The organism is Amycolatopsis speibonae (genome assembly GCF_042647925.1).
GTDB lineage: Bacteria > Actinomycetota > Actinomycetes > Mycobacteriales > Pseudonocardiaceae > Amycolatopsis > Amycolatopsis speibonae.
On record NZ_JBHRWK010000068.1, the window covers coordinates 64,083 to 85,339 of the forward strand.

Consider the following 21,257-nt stretch of genomic DNA (forward strand, 5'->3'; position numbering starts at 1 on the left):
ACTACGCTCAAAAGATGCTCGGCCCCAGCCGTCTTCAGGCGGCGGCATACGAGATCGTCGCCATCGGATCCTCGGCAGGTGGAGTCAAGGCACTGCTCGCGGTGCTCGGCGCTCTGCCCGTCGACTTTCCCGTGCCGCTGGTCGTCGTCCAGCACCTCGACCCGCGCCACGACACCATTCTCGCCGACATCCTCGACCGCCGGTCCAGGCTACGGATCAAGATGGCCGAGCCGGACGACGTCATCGGGCCCGGCGTCGTCCACCTCGCGCCGCCGGACCGTCATCTGCTGGTGCATCCCGGTGGCGTCCTCAGCCTGTCGGCGAGTGAGCACGTCAAGTTCGTCCGGCCGTCGGCTGATCTGCTCTTCGAGTCCGTCGCCGAGGTTTACGGCCCGTCCGCGCTCGTCTGTGTCCTGACCGGGACGGGTTCCGATGGCGCGGCAGGGGCCGGAGCGGTGAAGTCGCGGGGCGGTACCGTTGTCTCCGAAGATCCGGAGACCGCCGAATTCAAGGGAATGCCCCAGGCCGTGGCGAAGGCCGTATCGGTCGATCTGGTGCTCCCGCTGGACGACATCGCCGATGCGCTCGTCGGCCTGGTCGAGGGAACGAGGACGTTATGAGCACGCCGGAAGGCGAAATCGACCACGGCGAGGACCTCGAAATCCTGCTGACCTTCATCAGGGATTCCCGCGGTTTCGATTTCACCGGCTACAAGCGGACTTCGCTTGCCCGCCGGATCCGAAAACGGATGCAGACGGTGAAGATCGACGGGTACTCCGAATACCGGGATTACCTGGAGATCAACGCCGAGGAGTTCCTGGAACTCTTCAACACCATCCTGATCAACGTCACCAGTTTCTTCCGGGATCCCGAATCCTGGACTTTCCTGCAGAAGACCGTCGTGCCCGAACTCGTCGCGAAGGTCGCTCCTCACGAGGAGATCCGGATCTGGAGCGCCGGCTGTTCGAGCGGCGAAGAGGCCTATTCCATCGCGATGATCTTCGCGGAGCACCTCGGCATCGAGGAGAGCACTCGGCGCGTCAAGATCTATGGGACCGATGTCGACGAAGAAGCCTTGCGGGAAGCCAGGACGGGCCTGTATTCCTCGAAGGCACTGGAACGGCTGCCCGATGAGATGAAGAGGAAGTATTTCGAGCCGAGCGGGAACCTGTTCGCCTTCCGGCGTGACCTGCGCCGCCGGGTGATCTTCGGCAGGCACGACATCACGCGTGACGCTCCCATTTCCCGGGTCGATCTGCTCGCCTGCCGCAACACCTTGATGTATTTCAACGTCGAAGCACAGGCGAAAATCATCGAACGCTTCCATTTCGCGCTCAACGAGGGCGGCCACCTGTTCCTCGGGAAGGCCGAGATGCTGCTTTCCGACGGCGTCCGGTTCGACGTCGCCAACATCCGGAACCGGGTGTTCAAACTGCGGATGGGCGGCACCACCGTGAGACCCGCGCGCTTCGATGTGCGTGCGGGAGCCGGGGTGCGGGACGCCAACCGACGGCGCCACGTGAGCGAACTCGCGTTGGCGTCCTCGCCCGATTCGGTACTGGGCATCGACCGCGACGGCACGGTCGCCCTGATCAACGGCTCGGCGAGGTTACAGTTCGGGCTTTCCTCACACGATGTGGGCAGGCCGTTCCACGACCTGGAAATCTCCTACCGGCCGATCGAACTGCGGTCCGTCGTCGACCAGGCGCACAGCGAGCGCCGCAGCATGCGGGTCGATTCCGTGCGACGGCAGAAGACCACCGAAGAGACGCAGTACTTCGACATCGTCGTCCGGCCCCTGCTCACGATCGATGGTGAGGACATCGGCGCGGCGATCACGTTCATCGACACCACCGAGGCCACCAGGCTCCAGCATGAGGTGAAACGCGTGCAGGAAGACCTGGCCACGGCTTACGCCGAGCTCCAATCGACCAACGCCGAACTCGAAACGGTCAACGAGGAACTCCAGTCGAGCATCGAGGAACTCGAAACGACGAACGAGGAGCTCCAGTCCACGAACGAGGAACTCGAGACCACCAACGAGGAACTCCAGTCGGGCAACGAGGAACTCGAAACGATGAACGAGGAGATGCGCATCCGCACGGCGGAACTCGACGAGACACGCATGTTCTTCGAAGGTGTGCTGTCCAGCGTCGAAGCGGGGGTGGTCGTGCTGGACGGAGATCTCCGGGTGCGCAGCTGGAACCGCGGCGCCGAGGAACTGTGGGGCCTGCGAGCCGGAGAGGTCTACCTGGAGGAGTTCTTCACCCTCGACTTCGGCCTGCCGATCGCCGGGTTGCGCGACATCGTCGAACTCTGCAACGAGAGCGGGCAACGGGCCGCGCAGGTCGAGATCGACGCGGTGGACCGGAAAGGCAGGCCGCTGGTCACCTCGGTCAGCTGCTCGCCGTTGAGCGGACCGGGTGGCGGTGTCGTCTTGATGACGGAGAAGCGACCGCGCCGGTGAGTCAGCGTCTGCGATCCGGTCTCATCGAGCGTTTGGGAAGCGATTTCAAGAGATCGGACGCTGTCATGCGACGGCTGACCAGCTGTTCGCACAGCTCGCCGATCCGGCGGTTGTGGCTGCGCGCGTAGTGCCGCAACACGAGGAACGCCTCGGCAGGGTCTACCCCCAGCCTCGTGGAGACCAGCCCCTTCGCCTGCTCGATGATCACTCGGCTGTCCAGCGCCCCCTGTAGCTGTTCGGAAGTCTTGGTCAGTCCGGCGATCGCGCGGTGGTTGAGCATGCCGATCGTGGCCGCGTCAGCGAAGGCGACCGCGATCCGCAGATCGGCGACCGGCAGAGGCGTGGTTTCCGTGGTCAGGATCGTCACGTCGCCCAACACCTTTTCGCGGCGACTGAACTGAAACGCGTGCGCCGACCGGTAGCCGAGCGAGAGGGCGGCCGGAGCCAGCCGGTTCCACCGTGCTTTAGCTTCGTCGAGGAGCACGTTGACGATCGGCTCGTCATGTTCATGGCAGTCGATGCCAGGGCCTTCCTCGGCGAGGATTTCGCCGAGCGGCGGGTTTTCGAGCCGTTCGTCGGTGTGCACGACGATCGGCCGGTCGCCGCGGTCACCGACAGCCGTCAGCCGGACCGATGACGCTGCGACCAGTTGCGCGTAGCGGTTCGCCACGCAGAGCCAATAATTCTTCGGGTCGAGCGCGGGTACCAAAGTGTCGGACAGTTCCACCAACGTGTCGGCGACCCATCTTTCGCGCTTCTGCATCAGAATGCGGCCTTCCTGCGTACGGCAGTTTCGAGGGCGCTGGGTAATCAACGCTAGTCCTCGGCTCGCGGAAGCGGAACCCGTGGGGGCCCAGCCGTTCGGGTCAATTCGGAGGGCCTTGCTCGGGCGTAGGCTCACCTCATGTGGGACGGCACAGGTGGTCGATACGACCCTCCGGCCCTGCGCAGGCTTATCGAAACCGAGCGCGGGCGGGCAGATCGCGCGGCGGCCGTTGCCCGGCGGCACGAAGGCCTGGCGGGCACGGCGACCGCGTCAATGAGGCCCTTCCACCAGCGGATGGCGGAACTGCATCGCGCCGCCGAGCGACGACATCGGACCGCGGTGGACCTGCATACCGGCTATCTCGACGCGGTCGGACGCTGGGCGGACTGGCCGGAGGAGCCGTACGGCGGGCCGCCGACGTTCATGACGGCGGCAGCCGAGGCGTCCGGCATCCAAAGTCTGGCGGTGACACTGTTCAGCACCGGCGGGATCGAGGCAGCGGTCGTGGTCTCGGATCCCATCGCCGCGAAGGCGCACGAACTCGAGTACGTCCTCGGCGAAGGGCCGACACAGGGCCATCCTCTTGAACCGGGCGTCTGCGGTGAGCCGGAACTCGTGAGCCGGTGGCCCCAATTCGGCCCCGCCGCGCGGGAACTCGGGGTCAGGGCGGTGATTTCGGCTCGCCTGGGCCTCGCCGAAGCGCCGATGGGTGCCTTGACCGCGTATCGGGCCGAGCCCGAGCCGGACACCGAAGTCGTCCGTTCCCTCGACATCCTGGCCGAAGCACTGACCGTCACCGCGCTGGATCCGTCCGTACGGCTCGACGGTGACGACGGCCTGCCCGTACATCCGTTGTTCGGCGATATCGATCTCCGCGTCGCGGTACATCAGGCCACGGGGGTGGTGATGGCCGCCCGCGACTGCTCCGCCTCGGACGCGCTGGCCCTCATCCGTGCGCACGCCTTCGCCCGGAACATGGGCGTCAACGAGCTCGCGCACGCCATCGTGACCCGGACCTACCGGCTCAGCTGAAAGCGAGCCTTTCGTACGCCTCGACGGCGGCCTTCGGGTCGTCCGCGGTGAATTTCAGGACGCGGACCGTCTCGGTCTTGCCGAGGGGGCGGGTCACCGTGATCGGCTCACGCAGTTCGGCGACCAGGTTCGTGTCGTAGTAGTTGTCGTGACTGAGCCAGGTTTCGCCGCGGAACGCCTTCACCTTCAGGGGATCGTGGCTTTCCTTCAGATATCGCAGGCTGATGATGTTTTCCCGCGGGATCCGTACGTCGTAGAACGAGCTGTAGCGCACCCGAAGCTCGCGCTGCGAGATCACGTGCGGCCGGACCAACGCCGAAGATCAGCAGCGCCGAGTACACGCCCAGAGCGAGCAGCAGCAGATCGACGACCAGACCGAAGTCGATCAGCCAGAAGAGGCCGGTTTCGAAGGCGCTCACCACGGCGAAAACGATGAAGATCGGTTTGCTGCCGGAGCCGTACGGCACCGCCACGACGTCCTCGTCGACCCGTCTTCGCGGCCTCTCAGATACAGCCACAGCCCGGACATCGTGCGTGATTCGTTGCGGACGAGACTGCGAAAAGCCCCCATGACCCCAGGTTAGCCGTCGAACTGGGTCAGGATCTTCAGCGCGTCAGCGGATCCCGGGTCCTTCGGCGGGGTAGATCTCCAGCCGGTGGTCGGGGCTGTCGGGCTGGAGCCACACCTGGTGGTCGACGTCGGCCGCGCCGATCGTCGGGTGCCGCGGGCACATGGCGCCGATGGTGCAGTCGGCGACGTGGACGCGGGCGAGCTCGGCCCGGTTCCGGTGCAGGTCACCGGTGAGCGGGTCGAGGAAGAACAGGCGCGACAGTGACGGCCCCCGCTCCGGATCCCTCGGCTTCGGGAGCGCGGACCGCCGGGCGAGGTCGTTCCGAGTACGCGGGCGAGCGCGTCGAGCACCTGCCGTGACCCTGCTGCCGTCGGCGCTGGCTGTGCTGAGCGAACTCTTCCCCGACCCTCTCGCAGGAACACCGCGATCACCGGGCCGGGCTGCTGGTGTGGTTCGCCCGGCGCCGGCGTGGTCGGCGACCGCGTACCTGTGGGGAACCCGCCCGCAGTCCGTGCTCGGCCTGCCCGTCCTGCACACGGCGCTGCCCGGAGCGGCCGAGCTCACGACCCTGTGCGTCGTCACACCCGCGCTGGTCGACCGCGTCGGCAAACGCGCGGCCCTGGTCGGCTGCGGCATCTCGTTCAGTGTGGTGGCCGACACGGCCGTCGCCCGCGGTGCCCGCCGAACGGGCGGGAGCGGCGGGCGCGATCGCCGAAACCGGCAACGAGATCGGCAACGTGCTGGGGACCGCGCTCATGGGGTCGCTTGCCGCGCTGGTGTTCCGCCTGGCCGGTCCGGGCCTCGCGCCCACGCTCGGCGAAACCCTTCAGCTCCCGGGTATCGCGCCCACGGCCGCAGTTGACGCGAAGGAGGCCTTCGTCGCGGGCCTGCACACCGCCGTCGCGGTGCTGACCCTGCTTCACGTCGGGCTCGGTGCCCTCGCCCTGCGCTGGCTCCCTCAGCCGGAGAAGGCGCTCGTACCCCAGGTGCCGGCGTAGGCGAACTCCGCCAGCGGGACACGTTCGCGCGGCGCCTTCTCGCGTTCGATCCGCCAGTCCTCTTCGAGTACGGAGGGGTCCGCGGGGTGGCCGACGGCGATGGCGACCTTGGGGACGACGTCGTCGGGGAGCCCGAAGAAGTCCGTCGCCGCTTCGGCGGAGAAGCCGGCCATCTGATGCGCGATCAAGCCGAGCTCGACGGCCTGGAGCACGAGGTTCTCGCTCGCGAGGCCCAGCCCGTACTCGGCGTACGGGACTTCGCCCTTCTCGTTCGTGGTGACCATCACGCCGATCAGCAGGAGACCGGCGCGATGGGCCCACGCGCGGTTGCCCGAGTTGAGCGTCGAGAGGATGCGGTCGAACGACGGCGTGCCCCGGACGCCGACCAGGTAGCGGGCGGGCTGGGTGTTGCCGAACGACGGCGCCCAGCGGGCCGCTTCGAGCAGCGCGCGGACCTGGTCTTCGGTGACCGTGGCGGCCTCGTCGTAGGCGCGAGGACTCCACCTGGCGGCCAGGATCGACGCGATCGGGGTACTTGTGTCGGCGGGTTTGTGCACCAACGGACGATAACAAGGCGTGCTCTCCGTCACTAAAGTGAAAGCCCTCCGACTATTTCGTTGGTGTTAAGGAAGATTTACTTCGAGAAGTCCCTGAAGTGGTGTTCAGGCCCACTTACGAGGGTGGCGGGCGTGCGTGTCCCCGGTAGGCTTTCGCCCAAATAAGGGACGCGGGGGCTCCTTCGGTGCCCACCATGGAGCCGCCCGGCCCGTCGAGGAGGTTCGGGCGTGGCCCTCGTGGTCCAGAAGTACGGCGGTTCGTCGCTGGAAAGTGCCGACCGGATCAAACGCGTCGCGGAACGCATCGTCGCCACCAAGAAGGCGGGCAACGACGTGGTCGTCGTCTGCTCCGCCATGGGAGACACGACGGACGAGCTGCTCGACCTGGCTCAGCAGGTCAACCCGGCGCCGCCGGAACGTGAGATGGACATGCTGCTCACCGCGGGTGAGCGTATTTCCAACTCGCTGGTGGCGATGGCGATTTCGGCGCAGGGCGCGGAGGCCTGGTCGTTCACCGGCTCGCAGGCCGGTGTGGTGACGACGTCGGTGCACGGCAACGCGCGGATCATCGACGTCAGCCCCAGCCGGGTGACGGAAGCCCTCGACCAGGGCTACATCGCGCTCGTGGCGGGGTTCCAGGGCGTGTCCCAGGACACCAAGGACATCACCACCCTAGGCCGCGGCGGCTCGGACACCACCGCCGTCGCGCTGGCCGCGGCGCTGAACGCCGACGTCTGCGAGATCTATTCCGATGTGGACGGTGTGTACACCGCCGATCCGCGCGTCGTGCCCGACGCCCGCAAGCTCGACACCATCGCCTACGAGGAGATGCTGGAGCTGGCCGCGAGCGGGTCGAAGATCCTGCACCTGCGTTCGGTGGAGTACGCGCGCCGCTACGGCGTCCCGATCCGAGTCCGTTCTTCCTACAGTGACAAGCCGGGCACCACCGTGACCGGTTCTATCGAGGAGATCCCCGTGGAACAAGCGTTGATCACCGGCGTGGCGCACGACCGCTCCGAGGCCAAGATCACGGTGACCGGCGTGCCCGACACCGCCGGTGCCGCCGCCAGGATCTTCCGGGTGATCGCCGACAACGAGATCGACATCGACATGGTGCTGCAGAACGTGTCCAGCACGTCGTCCGGCCGCACCGACATCACCTTCACGCTGTCGAAGGCCAACGGGGCCAAGGCCGTGCAGTCGCTGGAGAAGATCAAGGGCGAGATCGGGTTCGAGTCGGTCCTCTACGACGATCACGTCGGCAAGGTGTCGCTCGTCGGCGCGGGGATGCGTTCGCACCCCGGTGTCACGGCGACATTCTGCGAGGCGCTCGCGCAGTCGGGCGTCAACATCGAAATCATCAACACCTCGGAAATCCGGATCTCGGTCCTGATCCGGGACGCGCAGCTCGACGACGCGGTGCGCGCGATCCACGAAGCATTCGAACTCGGCGGCGACGAAGAAGCCGTCGTCTACGCGGGGAGTGGTCGCTGATGGCTGAAGGTCTGCGAGTAGGGGTCGTCGGGGCGACCGGTCAGGTCGGCGGCGTGATGCGTCGTCTGCTGGCCGAACGGGGTTTCCCGGTCGCCGAAATGCGGTACTTCGCTTCGGCGCGGTCCGCGGGCTCGAAGCTTCCTTGGGGTGACGGGGAAATCGTCATCGAGGACGCGACGACCGCGGATCCGTCCGGTTTGGACATCGCGCTGTTCTCCGCCGGTGGCACGACCTCCAAGGCGCAGGCGGAGCGGTTCGCCGCGGCCGGTGCCACGGTGATCGACAACTCGTCGGCCTGGCGCATGGACCCCGACGTCCCGCTGGTCGTCAGCGAGGTCAACCCGGAAGCGGTCAAGGAAGCGCGCAAGGGGATCATCGCGAACCCCAACTGCACCACCATGGCCGCGATGCCGGTGCTCAAGCCGCTGCACGCCGAAGCGGGCCTGGTGCGGCTGGTCGCCAGCACGTATCAGGCGGTTTCCGGCAGCGGGCTCGCCGGTGTCGAGGAGCTGGAAGGCCAGCTCGCCGCGGCGGGGCCGAACGCGGGCGCCCTGACCCACGACGGCGCGGCGGTGACCTTCCCCGAGCCGAAGAAGTACGCGCGGACCATCGCGCACAACGTCCTCCCGCTCGCCGGGTCCATTGTGGACGACGGGTTGTTCGAGACGGACGAAGAGAAGAAGTTCCGCAACGAGAGCCGCAAGATCCTGAGCATCCCGGAGCTGCGCGTTTCCTGCACCTGTGTGCGGGTGCCGGTGTTCTCGGGGCACTCGATCTCGATCAACGCGGAGTTCTCGCAGGAGCTTTCGGTCGCCCGCGCGACCGAACTGCTGGCCGGTGCGCCCGGCGTGGAACTGTCGGACATCCCGACGCCGCTGCAGGCCGCGGGCCAGGACCCGTCGTATGTCGGGCGGCTGCGGACGGACCCGGGCGTCGACGGCGGTCGCGGTCTGGCGCTGTTCCTGGCGAACGACAACCTGCGGAAGGGCGCGGCGCTCAACGCCGTGCAGATCGCGGAACTGATCGCCGCCCACTCCTGACGTGGGCTGAAGGGGTCTTTCGCCGCATGCGATGCGGTGAAAGGCCCCTTCGCTGCGCCGCGTGCTGGTCCCCGTCTGGGCTCCTTCACGCGGCTGAGGTCCTGCGACGGTCTTGTTGAGTGGTGGCGTGACGGAGTCGGCGGGGAACGTGGGCTCATCCGGGAGAGTGCTGGGTCGACGATGTAGGAATCGGGACGTTCAGTGTCCAGATTCCTACATCGTCGCGAGGAGGTCTTGTCCGGTGGCCGTCACACCTTCCACCCAGTACGAAGACACCGAGGCGAGACCAGATCCCAGCGGGTAGGCATACGGGTATGAAACGGACTTTCGGTCGTCAGAAAGCGTCCCCTGTGGACAGTCAAGGCGGAGCCGACCCCGGTCTGTCAGTCCAGACCCGCGCGCCGTGAAGAGAAGCAGCGCGAAGGAGGTCTTCGCGGCAGACCGATCGTGGCACGCTTGCCTTACCTCCCAATAAGTACATGAAGGCCCCCTTCCTTGCGCTAGGCGCAAGGAAGGGGGCCTTCATGTACTTACGCCCTGCCGCCGTGACTGCTGTTGCGCCTGGGGCGAACGTGCTGACTACGGACCTGCGAGTTGGTCCGCGGCCGCTATGAAAGGTCCTTTCCTTGCCAAATTTGCAAGGAAAGGACCTTTCATAGCGCGCCCGGGACCGGGAACGACCGCATTCAGAAGGCGAAATGCGTCAGGGCTTGGCCGCCCCGAAGCAGGCCGCGTACCGCGTCGCCAGGAACTCGCCGCGCGCGTCCCCGCTGTAGGCCCACATCCCGCCGTCGGCCCGCGTCCCCAGGAGCCGGAACTGCTCGATGGCCTCGTCGAAGCGCCCGTTCTCCACGAGCGCCTTCGCCGCGTACGCCCGGTCTGACCGCGTCGACGGGTGATCCCGCCCTTCGCCGTTGAGCCAAGCGACGATCCCGTCGAGCGCGCCGGAGACGCGCGGGTCGCGCCACGCGGAGACGTCCTGGAACTCGGATTCGTGCGCGGCGATCAGCAGCAGCGGAGCCAGCTTCGGTGACTTCGCCGCGGCGGTCTCGGCGAACTCCCACATCAGCTCGGCCGAGCCGAACCACTTCGCGCACCAATACTGCAGTGCCCGTGTGTGCGCCCCGCGGTGCTGCGGGTCGCGTTCGGCGAGTTCCGCCCAGACTTCGCGGTACTGGTCGTTCTCGTACTGCCGCCCCATCGCGATCGCGAGCGCGGTCACCCACGGCGTCGGGTCCTCGGGAGCGAGCGCCGAAGCCTCGTGCACGGCCTCCTCCGCCTGCTCCAGCACCCGGAAGAACGCGGCGAACTGCTCCTCGGAGACGTGTTTCGCCATCAGCCCGCTGCGCACCTCCCACGCCACGTGCACCAGCGATTCCGCGTTGACCAGCGCCAAGCCCGGGTCGCCGGGGCGGGCCTTGCGCCAAGCGCGCAGCCACTCGTCGTCCTTCGCGGCGGCCTCGCCGAGCGCGCCGGTCACCAGGTTGCGGCGATCCCAGTCGCCCCAGGTCGACGCCAGCAACGCGGCGGCGCCCTCCCACTCGCCGCGAGCGGTCGACTCCTGGACGGCGAGGACCTCTTCGTCGGTCCAGTACTCCTTGGTTGACACTTCGCCGTCGGCCGGGAGCCCCCAGCGCGTGACGTCCGGGATCTTGCCCTTGAACTTGGGCTTCTCCGGCGGGAGCAGCGCGGCGAGCTCTTCCGGCGTCATGGTCGCGGTGAGCTCGTCGACCTCGATACCGCGCCGCTTCGCCTCTTTCATCAGGGCGAAGACGGCTTTGCGTTCACGGGACTTGAGCAGCCAAAGCATTGAAACTCCTTACGAACGAACAAGAGTGGGTGACGGCCGGTAGCCGGCGGGCACCCCGGCGGCCGTCAGCAGCGCACGCAGCGGCGCGGTGTCGGATTCGGCCGCGGCGGCCTTGTCGAGCGCGGGCGCCAGCTGGTCCTCCAACGGCTCGTCCAAGGTGAACGGCGCAGGTCCGGACCACGACAGCGACCAGCGCCCCGCGCCGACGTCGGTGAGCGCCGCGCGCACCACGACCGCCAGCCGCCCGCGGACGGAACTGGCCGCGAACTCCCGGCGGGCCCGGGGGCCGACACCGGCGGGCGGCTTCGAGCCGGGATCGGAGAGTTCTTCGTGCCTGCCCGCGTCGAGCAGGTCCAGCGCCATGTCCAGGGTGCGTTCGCCCAGGACCTCGGCGGCCGCTTCGGCGGCGACGTGACGACGGCCGATGGCGACCAGGGACTGCCAGTCCGTCCGCCGCATCGCGAGCGCTTCGTCGGAGAACACGGTGAAAAGCGCCTCGTCGAGCATCTTCTCGGCGCCGGTCAGCAGTTCGGTCGCCGACCGCTCGCCGCCGGGGCGGACCGGGATCCGGGCGCCCGCTTCGAGCGTCGCGACGCGGTCCCGGGTGGCCGGGTGCGTGTCCCACCGCGAGGTCTTCTCCTCCGACGGGTTCCGCCGCATCTCCTCCATCTGCTCCGCCCTGGTCGGGTCGGTGAGCAGCGCGCGGTAGCCCTCGCCGAACCGGTCCGGGAGGTAACCCGCGTCCCAGCCGATCGCGGCGTAGTTGTTCATGAAGAACCGCCAGGTGACGGCCAGCGCTTCGATCTCGCGCAGGGCCGAGGCCGCCGCGTCGGTGCCGGCGAGCCGCGCCGAGACGGCGTCGGCCGCGAGCTCCTGGGCTCGGCAGACGCTCATCGAGACCATGAAGTAGAGCTTCGCGTACTGCTTGAACAGCCAGCCGACGAAGCGCTCGAAGTAGCCTTCGCGGCCGAGGCCGTTGACCACCCGAGCGATGGACTTGCGCCCGCGATAGGTCAGCGCGGCGAACCGGGTGTCCTTGTTGCTGTAGTGCCCCAGTTCGTGCGCGAGCACGGCGCGGAACTGGTCCTGGCGCAGGCCCATGATCAGCGGGACACCGATGATCATCCGGCGGCGCAGCACCCGCAGCCCGAGCCACGAGGTCCGCTCGGTGACCGCGGCGTTGACGTCGGCGTCGAGATGGATCTCGTCCGGCGGACGGGTCCCCGCCTCGTCCGCCAGCTCCCGGACCAGCGCCCAGAGGGCGGGCTGGGACTCCGGCGTCACCGCGACGCCGGGTATGTCGTCGCCGGTCGCCCGCTCGAGGGTGAGCAGGGTCTTGAGCAGGATCCAGCCGACCGGAACGGTGATGATGCCGAGCTTCGCCGCCGCGAGGACGTTGCGCTGCAGCGCCAGCACTTCGAGCGTCACGATCCCGCCCACGAACGCCAGCACGAGCAGCGGGAACCCGGCGAGCAAAACGGCAGCGAGCAGCCCACGTAAAGACTTCACGGTAAAACGGACCTTCCCCAGTTGGTGTACCCCCGACACCGAGCGCTCATTGTGCCCGAATCACCTCCCGGGGCCGATCACTTTTCGAACACGATCGAAGACTTCGCGATGAACATCACCTCACGCCTGGTAGTCGCGTGTGGACAGTCCACTGTGGAGTCAGGTAATTGCCTTGTCCGGTTCGTCCGGCCGGTGCATGCTCGGGAGCGACAAAACGTTCTCCACGAAGGGAAAGTCATGTACACGGCGGTCGAAGGCTCGCGGGTTCCGATCCGGATGTGGGCCGACCCCACGTCGGTCGAGGACCAAGCCATGCGGCAGCTGCACAACGTCGCCAACCTGCCGTGGGTGCACGGCGTCGCGGTCATGCCCGACGTCCACTACGGCAAGGGTGCGACAGTCGGCAGCGTGATCGCGATGCGCGACGCCGTGTCCCCGGCCGCCGTCGGCGTGGACATCGGGTGCGGGATGAGCGCGGTGCGGACCTCGCTCACCGCCGCCGATCTGCCCGACGACCTGCTGAAGCTCCGCCGCCGGATCGAATCGGCCGTCCCGGTCGGTTTCGGCCTGCACAAGACCCCGGTGAACCCGGCGAAGGTGCACGGTGTCGGTGGCTGGGACACGTTCTGGAAGTCCTTCGGCGATCTGCACACCGGCGTCCAGGAGCTGCACGACCGCGCGGCGCGGCAGATCGGGAGCCTCGGCGGCGGCAACCACTTCATCGAGGTCTGCCTCGAACAGGGCGGCGACGACGAAGGCCGCGTGTGGCTGATGCTGCACTCGGGTTCGCGCAACATCGGCAAGGAACTCGCGGAGCGGCACATGGCCGTCGCGCGGAAGCTGCCGCACAACGCGGACCTGCCGGATCCGGACCTCGCGGTGTTCGTCGCGGGCACGCCGGAGATGCGGGCGTACCGGCGCGACCTGTTCTGGGCGCAGGACTACGCGGCGCGCAACCGCGCCACCATGGTCGCGCTCGTGAAGCAGGCGCTGAAGGACGTCGTCCCGCAGGCGACGTTCGACGACGCGATCTCGTGCCATCACAATTACGTGGCAGAAGAGACCTACGACGACGTCGAACTGCTGGTGACCCGCAAGGGCGCGATCCGCGCGGGTTCGGGTGACCTCGGGATCATCCCGGGCAGCATGGGCACCGGTTCGTACATCGTGCGCGGTCTCGGGAACACGGCGTCCTTCCAGTCCGCGTCGCACGGCGCGGGCCGCCGGATGTCGCGGAACAAGGCCAAGAAGCTGTTCACCGCCGAAGACCTCGCCGCGCAGACGGCCGGGGTGGAATGCCGCAAGGACTCCGGTGTGGTGGACGAGATCCCGGCCGCGTACAAGGACATCGAAACGGTGATCAAGGCGCAGACGGATCTCGTCGAGGTGGTCGCGCATCTCAAGCAGGTCGTCTGCGTGAAGGGCTGAATTACCGGGTGATTCGTGGGTGGTGGCCGGGGAACCCGACATACCACCCACGAAATCGCTACGCTGGAACGTATGAAGAGGTGGGGATTCGCGGCGCTCCTGGCGGCCGCCGGGCTGGCGCTGGCGGGCTGCAGCGAGGTCACGAACGCGGTCGATCAGACCAACAAGGCCGCGACGAAGGTGAGCGCTTGCGCCGAGGCGCTCAGCCTCGCCGACCTCAACCCGGATCCGGCGACGATCAAGGCACGGGCCGCGGACAAGGAAAAGCGCCTGCGCGAACTGGCGAACAACGTCGGCGAGCAGGACGTGGCGGGCGCGCTCACCGGCATGGCCGACTCGTACCTGCAGGCCCAGAAGGAGAACATCCACGACGCGGGCAAGATCGCGGACTGGACCAAGCGCAACATCGACCACCTGGACGCCCTCCGCAAGGTCTGCGCCTGAGAACCTCGCAATTCGGCACCTGGTTGCGATGGATGCGTACGCAACTATCGCAACCAGGTGCCGAATTGCGTCAAGAGGAAGCCAGGGCGGGAGGGCGGTCGGCGGGGGTGCGGGAGCGCCGCCAGAACAGCCCGACCGAGGCGATCGCCAGCGCGCCCAGCGCCGAGGCCGCGAACCCCCAGCCCGGGCTGGAGTGGTCGATCACGAACCCGATGATCGGGCTCCCGATCGCCAGCCCGATCCGGCTCGCCGCGTCCAGCAGGCCCATCGCCTCGCCACGCACCCGCGCCGGCGCCGCCGCGCTGACCGTCTCCGTGCTCGCCGCGAGGGTCGGCGCGCACAGCACGTTGCTCGGGAAGAGCACGATCGCCAGCAGCCACCACGGGTGGTCGACCAGGCCGACAGGCAGCGTGAGCACCGCGAGCAGCACCATCAGCGTGCCCTGGGAAAGCGACCGCCGGACGGCGCCGTGGATCGCCCCGCCGAGCACGGACGCGACGCACATCAGCGTGATCAGCAGCCCGGACCAGGCGATGTCGCCGCTCGCCCGCAGCGTCGCCAGGGCGGCGAGCTCCATGCCGACCAGGCAGAACAGTGCGCCGGCGGCGATGAACATCGCCATCACGAGCCGTCCGGTGAGCCAGCTCCGCACGGTCGGCCGTTCCCCGGTGAACACCTCGGTGTCGGCCTCGGCGCGGATCGGCGGGTTCAGCCGGTAGATCAGCGTCGCCGAAAGCGCGAAGCAGACCCCGATGCCGGTGAGCGCGTAGACCGCGGGCAGTTGCGTGATCGCCATGATCCCGGCCGACGGCCCGATCATGAACGACGCCTCCACCAGGATCGTGTCCAGCGAGTAGGCCGCCCGCCGCTGCTCCAGCGGCACGAGCGCGGTGAGCACCAGCCGCGCGAGCGTCCCGGCGGGCACCGACAGCACGCCCGCGGGGAGCGCGACCACCAGCAGCACCTGATAGGGCAGATGCGGTGCGCTGATCCAGAACGTCGTCGAAGCCAGCCCGCAGATCGCGACCACCGGCCGCAGCCCGTATCGGTCGACGTACCGGCCGACGAGCGGTGCCCCGAAAGCGCTGCCGAGCGTGGTGGCCGCGCCGACCAGCCCGGCGGCGCCGTAGCCGCGGCCGAGGTCGTTGACCACGTACAGCGTCATCGTCACGCCCATGGCCGTCATCGGGAGCCGTGCCAGGAACATCAGCAGCATCGAGCCGGGGACTCCGGGCACGGCCAACACGCGACGGTACGGAGCTAGGGCCATGATCCGATGAGAACGTAACTTGGTACGCGCGTGCAAGTTTTTTTCGTGCGTGACCGGTCACCCGGCCCGGGGTGTTTTCTTGACTGATTCCAGTTTACGCGAGAGGGTGGGTGAACCGGATCGTCCACGACGTGCCGAGCGTGCGCACTCGGGCGAAGCTGGTGTGGCTGACCGCACCACCACCACGAACCAGGAGGCACCGGCGTGACCTTGCCGACCACGAACAACGTGGGCATCCCCGTCGCCAGCGACAACGACTCGCTGACGGTAGGTGCCAACGGCCCGATCCTGCTCCAGGACCACTATCTGATCGAAAAGAACGCCCAGTTCAACCGTGAGCGCGTCCCGGAGCGCGTCGTCCACGCCAAGGGTGGCGGCGCACACGGCTTCCTCGAGGTCACCGAGGACGTCAGCCAGTTCACGAAGGCCGCCCTGTTCCAGCCGGGCGTGCGCACAGAGAGCCTGGTCCGCTTCTCGTCGGTCGCCGGGGAGAACGGCTCGCCCGACACCTGGCGCGACCCGCGCGGTTTCGCGGTGAAGTTCTACACCTCCGAGGGCAACTACGACCTCGTCGGCAACAACACTCCGGTGTTCTTCATCCGCGACCCGATCAAGTTCCCGGACTTCATCCACTCGCAGAAGCGCCGCGCCGACAACCACCTGCGCGACCACGACATCCAGTGGGACTTCTGGACGCTGCGGCCGGAGTCCGCGCACCAGGTCACCTGGCTGATGGGCGATCGCGGCATCCCGTCGAACTGGCGCGAGATGGACGGCTTCGGCTCGCACACCTACCTGTGGGAGAACGCCGGCGGCGAGAAGTTCTGGGTCAAGTACCACTTCAAGACCGACCAGGGCATCGGCTACCTGCCCCAAGCCGACGCGGACCGCATCGCAGGCGAGGACTCGGACTACTACATCCGAGACCTGTTCAAGAACATCGAGAAGGGCAATCACCCCAGCTGGACGCTGTATGTCCAGGTCATGCCCTACGCCGAAGCCGCGGACTACCGTTTCAACCCGTTCGACCTGACCAAGGTGTGGCCGAAGGGCGACTACCCGCTGATCAAGGTCGGCCGCTGGGTGCTCGACCGCAACCCGGCGAACTACTTCGCCGAGATCGAGCAGGCGGCGTTCGAGCCGTCCAACCTGGTGCCGGGCATCGGCCCGTCGCCGGACAAGATGCTGCAGGGCCGCCTGTTCGCGTACCCGGACGCGCACCGCTACCGGATCGGCGCGAACTACACACAGCTGCCGGTCAACGCGCCGAAGTCCCCGGTGAACAGCTACTCGCGCGACGGCGCGATGCGCTACAACAACCCGGGCGACCCGGTGTACGCGCCGAACTCCTACGGCGGCCCGCACGCGAACGCGGAGATCGCCGCCGAGACCGCCTCGGGCTACGGCGTCGAGGACGAGGTCATCCGGTCGGCGTACAAGCTCCACGCCGAGGACGACGACTTCGGTCAGCCGGGCACGCTCGTGCGCGAGGTGATGGACGACGAGCAGCGTGAGCGGCTCGCGGGCAACATCATCGGCCACGCCTCGAACGACGTCTCGCGGCCGGTGCTGGAGCGCGTCTTCGAGTACTGGCGAAACGTCGACAAGGACCTCGGCGACAAGGTCGCGGACGCCTTCCGCGAGTAGAACGACCTCTCACGAGAGGCTGCTCCCACCACCGGAACGCACCCGGTGCGCGTCATCCCCCGCGCACCGGGTGCGTTTCCATGTCCCCACTCGCATGTGAAACCAGAAGGTGGCGGGACGTGCGTGGGGGACACCCCGAGTGGAGCAGTGCGACACGCTTGTCCGACGGAGTGATGAAGCCAAACGATCACCGTTTACACCGCTGTGGGTGAACGAACCGCTCTACCGTGTCGATCGGTCACGGGTGGTCATAAAACGGCGGGAAAAGGTTGATCTTCAGGGGGAAGCACAAGATTTCGACGTTAATCAATTGCGGGGGTCTTCACCTGGAATGAATCCGGCACGTAAGGGTTAGAAAACTGTGCAAACCGGTGATCGGGTGGTGTTCGGCCGATACGGCGGGTATCGATTACCTCGTCAGGTCCCAGAGGCCAGGAGGTAAGGGAATGAAAGGCAACATTGCCCGGACGATTGCCGCGGTAGCCGCGGGCAGTCTGTTGGCGGTGGCCTCAGCCGGCGCCGCGACGGCTAGTACCGATGGTGGAAAGGGTTCGTCGAATACGCAGGCGCTCGCCGCGCAGGTGCTGCAGATGCGGGACGGCCTCACCAAGGTGGCCTACGGCGGTGACGTCGCCAAGACGCGGGTGGACTTGGACAAGCTGAGCCCCGTCCTCGGTGACATCGCCGCAGGCAAGCGCTATCAGATCCAGACCGAAACGCAGAAGCTCGGCGACCTGGCCAAGGGCCGTTCCGACGAGTCCAGCAGGCTGCTGGCCGACCCGAATGCCAAGGCACGCCAGCTGCCGCCGCTGCCGGTGCCGATCCCGTCGCTGCCGGACCTGCCCGGACCGCTGAAGATCGTCAGCGACCTGGTGAAAGCCCTGTTGACGGCGGTGACAGGCATCCTCGCGGGCCTGCTCGGCGGACTCCCTGTCCCGCCGCTGCCGATCCCGCCGGTGCCCCTTCCTACGCCCTAGGGAGACCACAGGAGGCATCCGGTTCCGCCGTGCAGGGCGGCGGGGCCACGATATGGGGGCCGGAGCCCGAGCGGGGACATTTCTCCTCGCTCGGGCTCTGGCCGTCACTTCGGTGCGAGACCCAGCCGCAGGGCGCCAGCCGCTTCGGCCGTCGCCTCGCGGAACCGCTGCCCGACGCCGAGGAGGTTGATGTACCCGTGTATCAGGTCCGGCTGGCGGCTGAGCGCCACCGGGACCCCGGCCATGCGCAATTTCTCCGCGTAAGCCTCGCCCTCGTCGCGCAGCGGATCGAAACCGGCCGTCGCGATATACGCCGGCGGCAATCCGGAAACGTCGCCGTGCAACGGGGACAGTTTCGGGTTGTACAGATCGGTGCCTTTCGGCACGTAATGTCCTTCGAACCAGGTCATATCCGAATCGGTGAGGGCCAGGTCCTCCGCGAACAATTCCCGGGAACGGCGGCGCACGGTGAAATCCGTGGCCGGATAGAACAGCAGCTGGAACGCCGGGATCCCGCCGCCGCGTTTCACCGCCTGCTGCGCGGTCACCGCCGCGAGGTTCCCGCCCGCGCTGTCGCCGCCGACGGCGATCCGGGCCGGGTCGGCGCCCAGGTCCCGCGCCTTCGCGAAGGCGTACTCGAACGCCGCGATCGCGTCTTCGGTGGCGCCGGGGAACCGCGTCTCCGGCGCGAGCCGGTACTCCACCGAAAGCACCCGCACGCCCGCCTGTTTCGCCAGGTAGCGCACGGTGTTGTCGTGGGAGGCGCGGCTGCCGACCACCCAGCCGCCGCCGTGGAAGAACACCAGCAGCGCGGACGGATCCGGCAGCCCGGCCGGCGTGTAGAGCGTGGCGGGCACGTCGCCGTCACCCGTCGGGATCAGCAGGTCCCTGGTGGCGACCGGTTCGATCGTCTTCCCGCTGACCAGGTGCATGCTCGCCAGGAGCATGCTGCGCGACTGTTCGACGCTTCCTCGCACCAGTGAAGCCTTCGCCAGCTTCTGCAGGCGAAGCAGGAGCTGGGCGTCGAGCGCGAGTTCCTGTCCGTCCAGGCGGAGCGGCGGTCCGGCGATGGCCCTTCTTACCGATCTCGGAAGCCAGAACGCCAGCTGCGAAAACGCGGCCTCTGCACGGATCTGGAGTGGTATCGGCATGCTTCCTCCTGGTGGCTTCCGGTCAGGTTACTGCGAGTAGGTATGCCGTCCAGCGGGAACGGGACTGGTTACGGCGAACGGGTGTGACACAGGACTCCGTTCCAGATCCTGGTCCTCCACTTAAGTAGAGCGGTTAGCCTCGAAAGCGTGACTTCGACGAACGCGGTTCATGTCCTCGGTATCGGTGGCTCGCTGCGAGAAGGTTCGCAGTCCGAACGCGCACTGCGCATCGCCTTGGGTGGTGCGGCAGAGGCCGGAGTCACCACGGAATTGATCCCCGGCCCCGAGCTGGTGCTGCCGTTCTACGACACCGCCTTGGCGGAACGGCACGAACGTGCCGAGCGACTGGTCGAGGCGATCCGCCGCGCCGACGGGATCATCGTGGTCTCGCCCGGCTACCACGGCGCGTTGTCCGGCCTGGTCAAGAACGCCCTGGACTACGTCGAAGACCTGCGCGACGACGCCCGCCCGTACCTCGACGGCCGTGCGGTCGGCCTCGCCGCCGTCGCCTACGGCTGGCAGGCCGCGGTCACCACGCTCGACCAGCTGCGCACGATCACGCACGCGCTGCGCGGCTGGGCCACCCCATTGGGTGGTTCGATCAATTCCGCCGAGACCAAGTTCGACGAAGCGGGCGGCGCCTCCGACGACAAGACCGTCCGCACACTTCGCCTGATCGGGAGCCAGGTCGCGGAGTTCGCGATCAGCCGGGCGGGCCGTTAGCCGTTTGCCCCGTTCGCCGTCCGGGTATTCCCGGACGTGATACCTGCCATGGGGTGGCAAGGTTCCGCGGTTGCGGGACGTTGGCACCGAAGAGACGCTCAACGGGGCGTGTCTTGAAACCAGGAGGTAGGCGAAGAATGGCTGAGGCTCTGTACACCGCTGTTGCCACCGCTCGCGGCGACGGCCGCAACGGTGAGGTCACGTCCTCGGACGGCGTCATCGACGAGTCGCTGGCGATCCCCAAGGAGATGGGCGGGCCGGGCGGGGACAAGACCAACCCCGAGCAGCTCTTCGCCGCCGGTTATTCCGCCTGTTTCCACTCCGCGCTCCAGCTCGTCGCGCGCCAGGCCAAGGTGAAGCTGGACGGTTCCACCGTCTCCGCCGAGGTCAGCGTGCTCAAGCAGGGCGAAGGCTTCGGTCTCGCCGTCGCGCTCAAGGTTTCGCTGCCCGGTCTGGAGCAGGCCCAGGCCGACCGGCTCGTCGAGCAGGCGCACCAGGTGTGCCCCTACTCGAACGCGACCCGAGGCAACATCGAGGTCGCCCTGTCGGCGACGGTCTGATCCCGCGCGGCAGGTCCACACGTACCGGCAATTTTCTGAAAGGAAGACCGAAGATGGGCAAGTCCCCGATCAAGAGTCCGCTGAGCGAAGCCGACAAGGAGATCACCGGTAACGCCTTGCAGGCAACGCTGGTCGATCTGGTGGATCTGTCGCTGATCGCGAAGCAGGCCCACTGGAACGTCGTCGGCGCGAACTTCCGCAGCGCGCATCTGCAGCTCGACGAGCTGGTCGCCACCGCGCGCCAGTACACCGACGAGGTCGCCGAACGCGCCAACGCCATCGGTGTCTCGCCGAACGGCCAGGCGAAGGCCGTCGTGGAGAGCTCCGGCCTGCCGGACTACCCCGACAACTGGCAGTCCGTCGAGTCCACGGTCGCCGCGATCGTCGACATCCTCTCGGCGCTGATCGAGCGCCTGCGCAAGCGCATCGACGAGACCGACAAGAGCGACCTGGTCACCCAGGACCTCCTGATCGCGATCACCCAGGAGCTCGAAAAGGCGCACTGGATGTGGCAGGCGCAGCAGGCCTGACCCTCGCCCCTCGTGAGTGGTAAGTCGCGTTAGAACGACATTTGCCACTCACGACCACACCGGCCGACACGTCACCGCCACGCACTCCGCGAAGGCCTGATGCCGCGAAAGTGGCTTTCGCGACGTGCTTCGGCCCCAATGCCACTGGCGGCGTCCCGTGAAGGCCTCCTTCCCTACCTTGAGGGTCAATGCCAGGAACTTAAGCGGCTCTGGGTTGGGCTGGGGTTGCTGTTGTGTTGGCTGTGTCCTGTTCGGTGGGGGTGGGTGCGGTGGTGACCCGGT

General features: G+C 67.5%; 21 protein-coding genes. 13 read left to right on the top strand and 8 right to left on the bottom strand.

The features are described 5' to 3' along the window. The first annotated feature begins 14 nt into the window (after positions 1–14). Entirely contained in the window at positions 15–620 is a 606-nt protein-coding gene (locus ACFOSH_RS34335; protein WP_378244139.1) for a chemotaxis protein CheB, read from the top strand. Beyond that, positions 617–2,467 carry a CheR family methyltransferase gene (locus tag ACFOSH_RS34340; RefSeq protein ID WP_378244141.1) on the top strand — a complete coding sequence of 617 codons (1,851 nt, stop codon included), beginning with the start codon at positions 617–619 and terminating at the stop codon, positions 2,465–2,467. The genes ACFOSH_RS34335 and ACFOSH_RS34340 overlap by 4 nt, the downstream gene beginning before the upstream one ends. A gap of 1 nt (position 2,468) precedes the next feature. On the opposite strand, the gene ACFOSH_RS34345 is transcribed toward ACFOSH_RS34340, so the two are convergent. Further along, the gene (locus ACFOSH_RS34345; protein WP_378244143.1) at positions 2,469–3,368 is read right to left on the bottom strand and encodes an ANTAR domain-containing protein; all 900 of its coding nucleotides are present in this window, start codon (positions 3,366–3,368) and stop codon (positions 2,469–2,471) included. A gap of 3 nt (positions 3,369–3,371) precedes the next feature. On the opposite strand from ACFOSH_RS34345, the gene ACFOSH_RS34350 reads away from it, so the two are divergent. Further along, the gene (locus tag ACFOSH_RS34350) at positions 3,372–4,265 is read left to right on the top strand and encodes an ANTAR domain-containing protein (RefSeq protein WP_378244145.1); all 894 of its coding nucleotides are present in this window, start codon (positions 3,372–3,374) and stop codon (positions 4,263–4,265) included. Here the strand turns inward: ACFOSH_RS34350 and ACFOSH_RS34355 are convergent. After that, complete coding sequence (locus tag ACFOSH_RS34355; protein ID WP_378244147.1) at positions 4,258–4,578, bottom strand: hypothetical protein; 321 nt, start codon at positions 4,576–4,578, stop codon at positions 4,258–4,260. The genes ACFOSH_RS34350 and ACFOSH_RS34355 overlap by 8 nt on opposite strands. Positions 4,579–4,879: 301 nt before the next feature. Then, positions 4,880–5,473, bottom strand: coding sequence for a hypothetical protein (locus ACFOSH_RS34360; RefSeq protein WP_378244149.1), 594 nt, complete (start codon positions 5,471–5,473; stop codon positions 4,880–4,882). Between the two features lie 38 nt (positions 5,474–5,511). Between ACFOSH_RS34360 and ACFOSH_RS34365 the strand changes: the two genes are divergently transcribed. Beyond that, positions 5,512–5,835, top strand: coding sequence for a hypothetical protein (locus ACFOSH_RS34365; protein WP_378244151.1), 324 nt, complete (start codon positions 5,512–5,514; stop codon positions 5,833–5,835). Here the strand turns inward: ACFOSH_RS34365 and ACFOSH_RS34370 are convergent. Beyond that, positions 5,796–6,392, bottom strand: coding sequence for a nitroreductase family protein (locus tag ACFOSH_RS34370; protein ID WP_378244153.1), 597 nt, complete (start codon positions 6,390–6,392; stop codon positions 5,796–5,798). The genes ACFOSH_RS34365 and ACFOSH_RS34370 overlap by 40 nt on opposite strands. A gap of 228 nt (positions 6,393–6,620) precedes the next feature. Here ACFOSH_RS34370 and ACFOSH_RS34375 point away from each other — a divergent pair, with 228 nt between their 5' ends. Together ACFOSH_RS34375 and ACFOSH_RS34380 are read left to right on the top strand one after the other, a co-directional pair. Next, the gene (locus ACFOSH_RS34375; RefSeq protein WP_093932313.1) at positions 6,621–7,886 is read left to right on the top strand and encodes an aspartate kinase; all 1,266 of its coding nucleotides are present in this window, start codon (positions 6,621–6,623) and stop codon (positions 7,884–7,886) included. Continuing rightward, positions 7,886–8,926 carry an aspartate-semialdehyde dehydrogenase gene (locus tag ACFOSH_RS34380; protein WP_378244156.1) on the top strand — a complete coding sequence of 347 codons (1,041 nt, stop codon included), beginning with the start codon at positions 7,886–7,888 and terminating at the stop codon, positions 8,924–8,926. The genes ACFOSH_RS34375 and ACFOSH_RS34380 overlap by 1 nt, the downstream gene beginning before the upstream one ends. 703 nt (positions 8,927–9,629) lie before the next feature. On the opposite strand, the gene ACFOSH_RS34385 is transcribed toward ACFOSH_RS34380, so the two are convergent. Continuing rightward, positions 9,630–10,736, bottom strand: a complete 1,107-nt coding sequence (locus tag ACFOSH_RS34385) for a DUF4034 domain-containing protein (RefSeq protein ID WP_378244157.1) — start codon at positions 10,734–10,736, stop codon at positions 9,630–9,632. Positions 10,737–10,745: 9 nt separating this feature from the next. Next, a complete protein-coding gene (locus ACFOSH_RS34390) occupies positions 10,746–12,245 on the bottom strand; it encodes a M48 family metallopeptidase (RefSeq protein WP_378244159.1) in 1,500 nt (499 codons plus the stop codon). 237 nt (positions 12,246–12,482) lie between these two features. On the opposite strand from ACFOSH_RS34390, the gene ACFOSH_RS34395 reads away from it, so the two are divergent. Together ACFOSH_RS34395 and ACFOSH_RS34400 are read left to right on the top strand one after the other, a co-directional pair. Then, entirely contained in the window at positions 12,483–13,673 is a 1,191-nt protein-coding gene (locus ACFOSH_RS34395; protein WP_378244161.1) for an RtcB family protein, read from the top strand. Positions 13,674–13,745: 72 nt separating this feature from the next. After that, on the top strand, positions 13,746–14,117 hold the full coding sequence (locus ACFOSH_RS34400) for a hypothetical protein (RefSeq protein WP_378244163.1): 372 nt from the start codon (positions 13,746–13,748) through the stop codon (positions 14,115–14,117). 70 nt (positions 14,118–14,187) lie between these two features. Here ACFOSH_RS34400 and ACFOSH_RS34405 read toward each other — a convergent pair whose 3' ends face one another. Beyond that, positions 14,188–15,333: an MFS transporter gene (locus tag ACFOSH_RS34405; RefSeq protein ID WP_378244185.1), complete on the bottom strand. Its 1,146-nt coding sequence runs from the start codon at positions 15,331–15,333 to the stop codon at positions 14,188–14,190. Positions 15,334–15,591: 258 nt separating this feature from the next. On the opposite strand from ACFOSH_RS34405, the gene ACFOSH_RS34410 reads away from it, so the two are divergent. Together ACFOSH_RS34410 and ACFOSH_RS34415 are read left to right on the top strand one after the other, a co-directional pair. Then, entirely contained in the window at positions 15,592–17,034 is a 1,443-nt protein-coding gene (locus tag ACFOSH_RS34410; protein WP_378244165.1) for a catalase, read from the top strand. A gap of 446 nt (positions 17,035–17,480) precedes the next feature. Continuing rightward, positions 17,481–18,011: a hypothetical protein gene (locus tag ACFOSH_RS34415; RefSeq protein ID WP_378244167.1), complete on the top strand. Its 531-nt coding sequence runs from the start codon at positions 17,481–17,483 to the stop codon at positions 18,009–18,011. 104 nt (positions 18,012–18,115) lie between these two features. On the opposite strand, the gene ACFOSH_RS34420 is transcribed toward ACFOSH_RS34415, so the two are convergent. Continuing rightward, the gene (locus tag ACFOSH_RS34420; protein ID WP_378244169.1) at positions 18,116–19,162 is read right to left on the bottom strand and encodes an alpha/beta hydrolase; all 1,047 of its coding nucleotides are present in this window, start codon (positions 19,160–19,162) and stop codon (positions 18,116–18,118) included. Positions 19,163–19,309: 147 nt separating this feature from the next. Between ACFOSH_RS34420 and ACFOSH_RS34425 the strand changes: the two genes are divergently transcribed. The 3 genes from ACFOSH_RS34425 (at position 19,310) to ACFOSH_RS34435 (ending at position 20,975) form a co-directional block, all read left to right on the top strand. After that, positions 19,310–19,885, top strand: coding sequence for an NADPH-dependent FMN reductase (locus ACFOSH_RS34425; protein ID WP_378244171.1), 576 nt, complete (start codon positions 19,310–19,312; stop codon positions 19,883–19,885). A gap of 137 nt (positions 19,886–20,022) precedes the next feature. After that, entirely contained in the window at positions 20,023–20,445 is a 423-nt protein-coding gene (locus ACFOSH_RS34430) for an organic hydroperoxide resistance protein (RefSeq protein ID WP_378244173.1), read from the top strand. Between the two features lie 53 nt (positions 20,446–20,498). Beyond that, positions 20,499–20,975: a Dps family protein gene (locus tag ACFOSH_RS34435; RefSeq protein ID WP_378244175.1), complete on the top strand. Its 477-nt coding sequence runs from the start codon at positions 20,499–20,501 to the stop codon at positions 20,973–20,975. The last annotated feature ends 282 nt before the right edge of the window (positions 20,976–21,257 follow it).

Bases quoted from the DNA above. Each gene is read 5' to 3' on its own strand.
- ACFOSH_RS34430 (WP_378244173.1), top strand. From the start codon at position 20,023: ATGGCTGAGGCTCTGTACACCGCTGTTGCCACCGCTCGCGGCGACGGC.
- ACFOSH_RS34405 (WP_378244185.1), bottom strand. From the start codon at position 15,333: ATGCTGCTGATGTTCCTGGCACGGCTCCCGATGACGGCCATGGGCGTG.
- ACFOSH_RS34350 (WP_378244145.1), top strand. From the start codon at position 3,372: ATGTGGGACGGCACAGGTGGTCGATACGACCCTCCGGCCCTGCGCAGG.
- ACFOSH_RS34360 (WP_378244149.1), bottom strand. From the start codon at position 5,473: ATGCCGCAGCCGACCAGGGCCGCGCGTTTGCCGACGCGGTCGACCAGC.
- ACFOSH_RS34435 (WP_378244175.1), top strand. From the start codon at position 20,499: ATGGGCAAGTCCCCGATCAAGAGTCCGCTGAGCGAAGCCGACAAGGAG.
- ACFOSH_RS34400 (WP_378244163.1), top strand. From the start codon at position 13,746: ATGAAGAGGTGGGGATTCGCGGCGCTCCTGGCGGCCGCCGGGCTGGCG.
- ACFOSH_RS34385 (WP_378244157.1), bottom strand. From the start codon at position 10,736: ATGCTTTGGCTGCTCAAGTCCCGTGAACGCAAAGCCGTCTTCGCCCTG.
- ACFOSH_RS34415 (WP_378244167.1), top strand. From the start codon at position 17,481: ATGAAAGGCAACATTGCCCGGACGATTGCCGCGGTAGCCGCGGGCAGT.
- ACFOSH_RS34395 (WP_378244161.1), top strand. From the start codon at position 12,483: ATGTACACGGCGGTCGAAGGCTCGCGGGTTCCGATCCGGATGTGGGCC.
- ACFOSH_RS34420 (WP_378244169.1), bottom strand. From the start codon at position 19,162: ATGCCGATACCACTCCAGATCCGTGCAGAGGCCGCGTTTTCGCAGCTG.
- ACFOSH_RS34380 (WP_378244156.1), top strand. From the start codon at position 7,886: ATGGCTGAAGGTCTGCGAGTAGGGGTCGTCGGGGCGACCGGTCAGGTC.
- ACFOSH_RS34340 (WP_378244141.1), top strand. From the start codon at position 617: ATGAGCACGCCGGAAGGCGAAATCGACCACGGCGAGGACCTCGAAATC.
- ACFOSH_RS34335 (WP_378244139.1), top strand. From the start codon at position 15: ATGCTCGGCCCCAGCCGTCTTCAGGCGGCGGCATACGAGATCGTCGCC.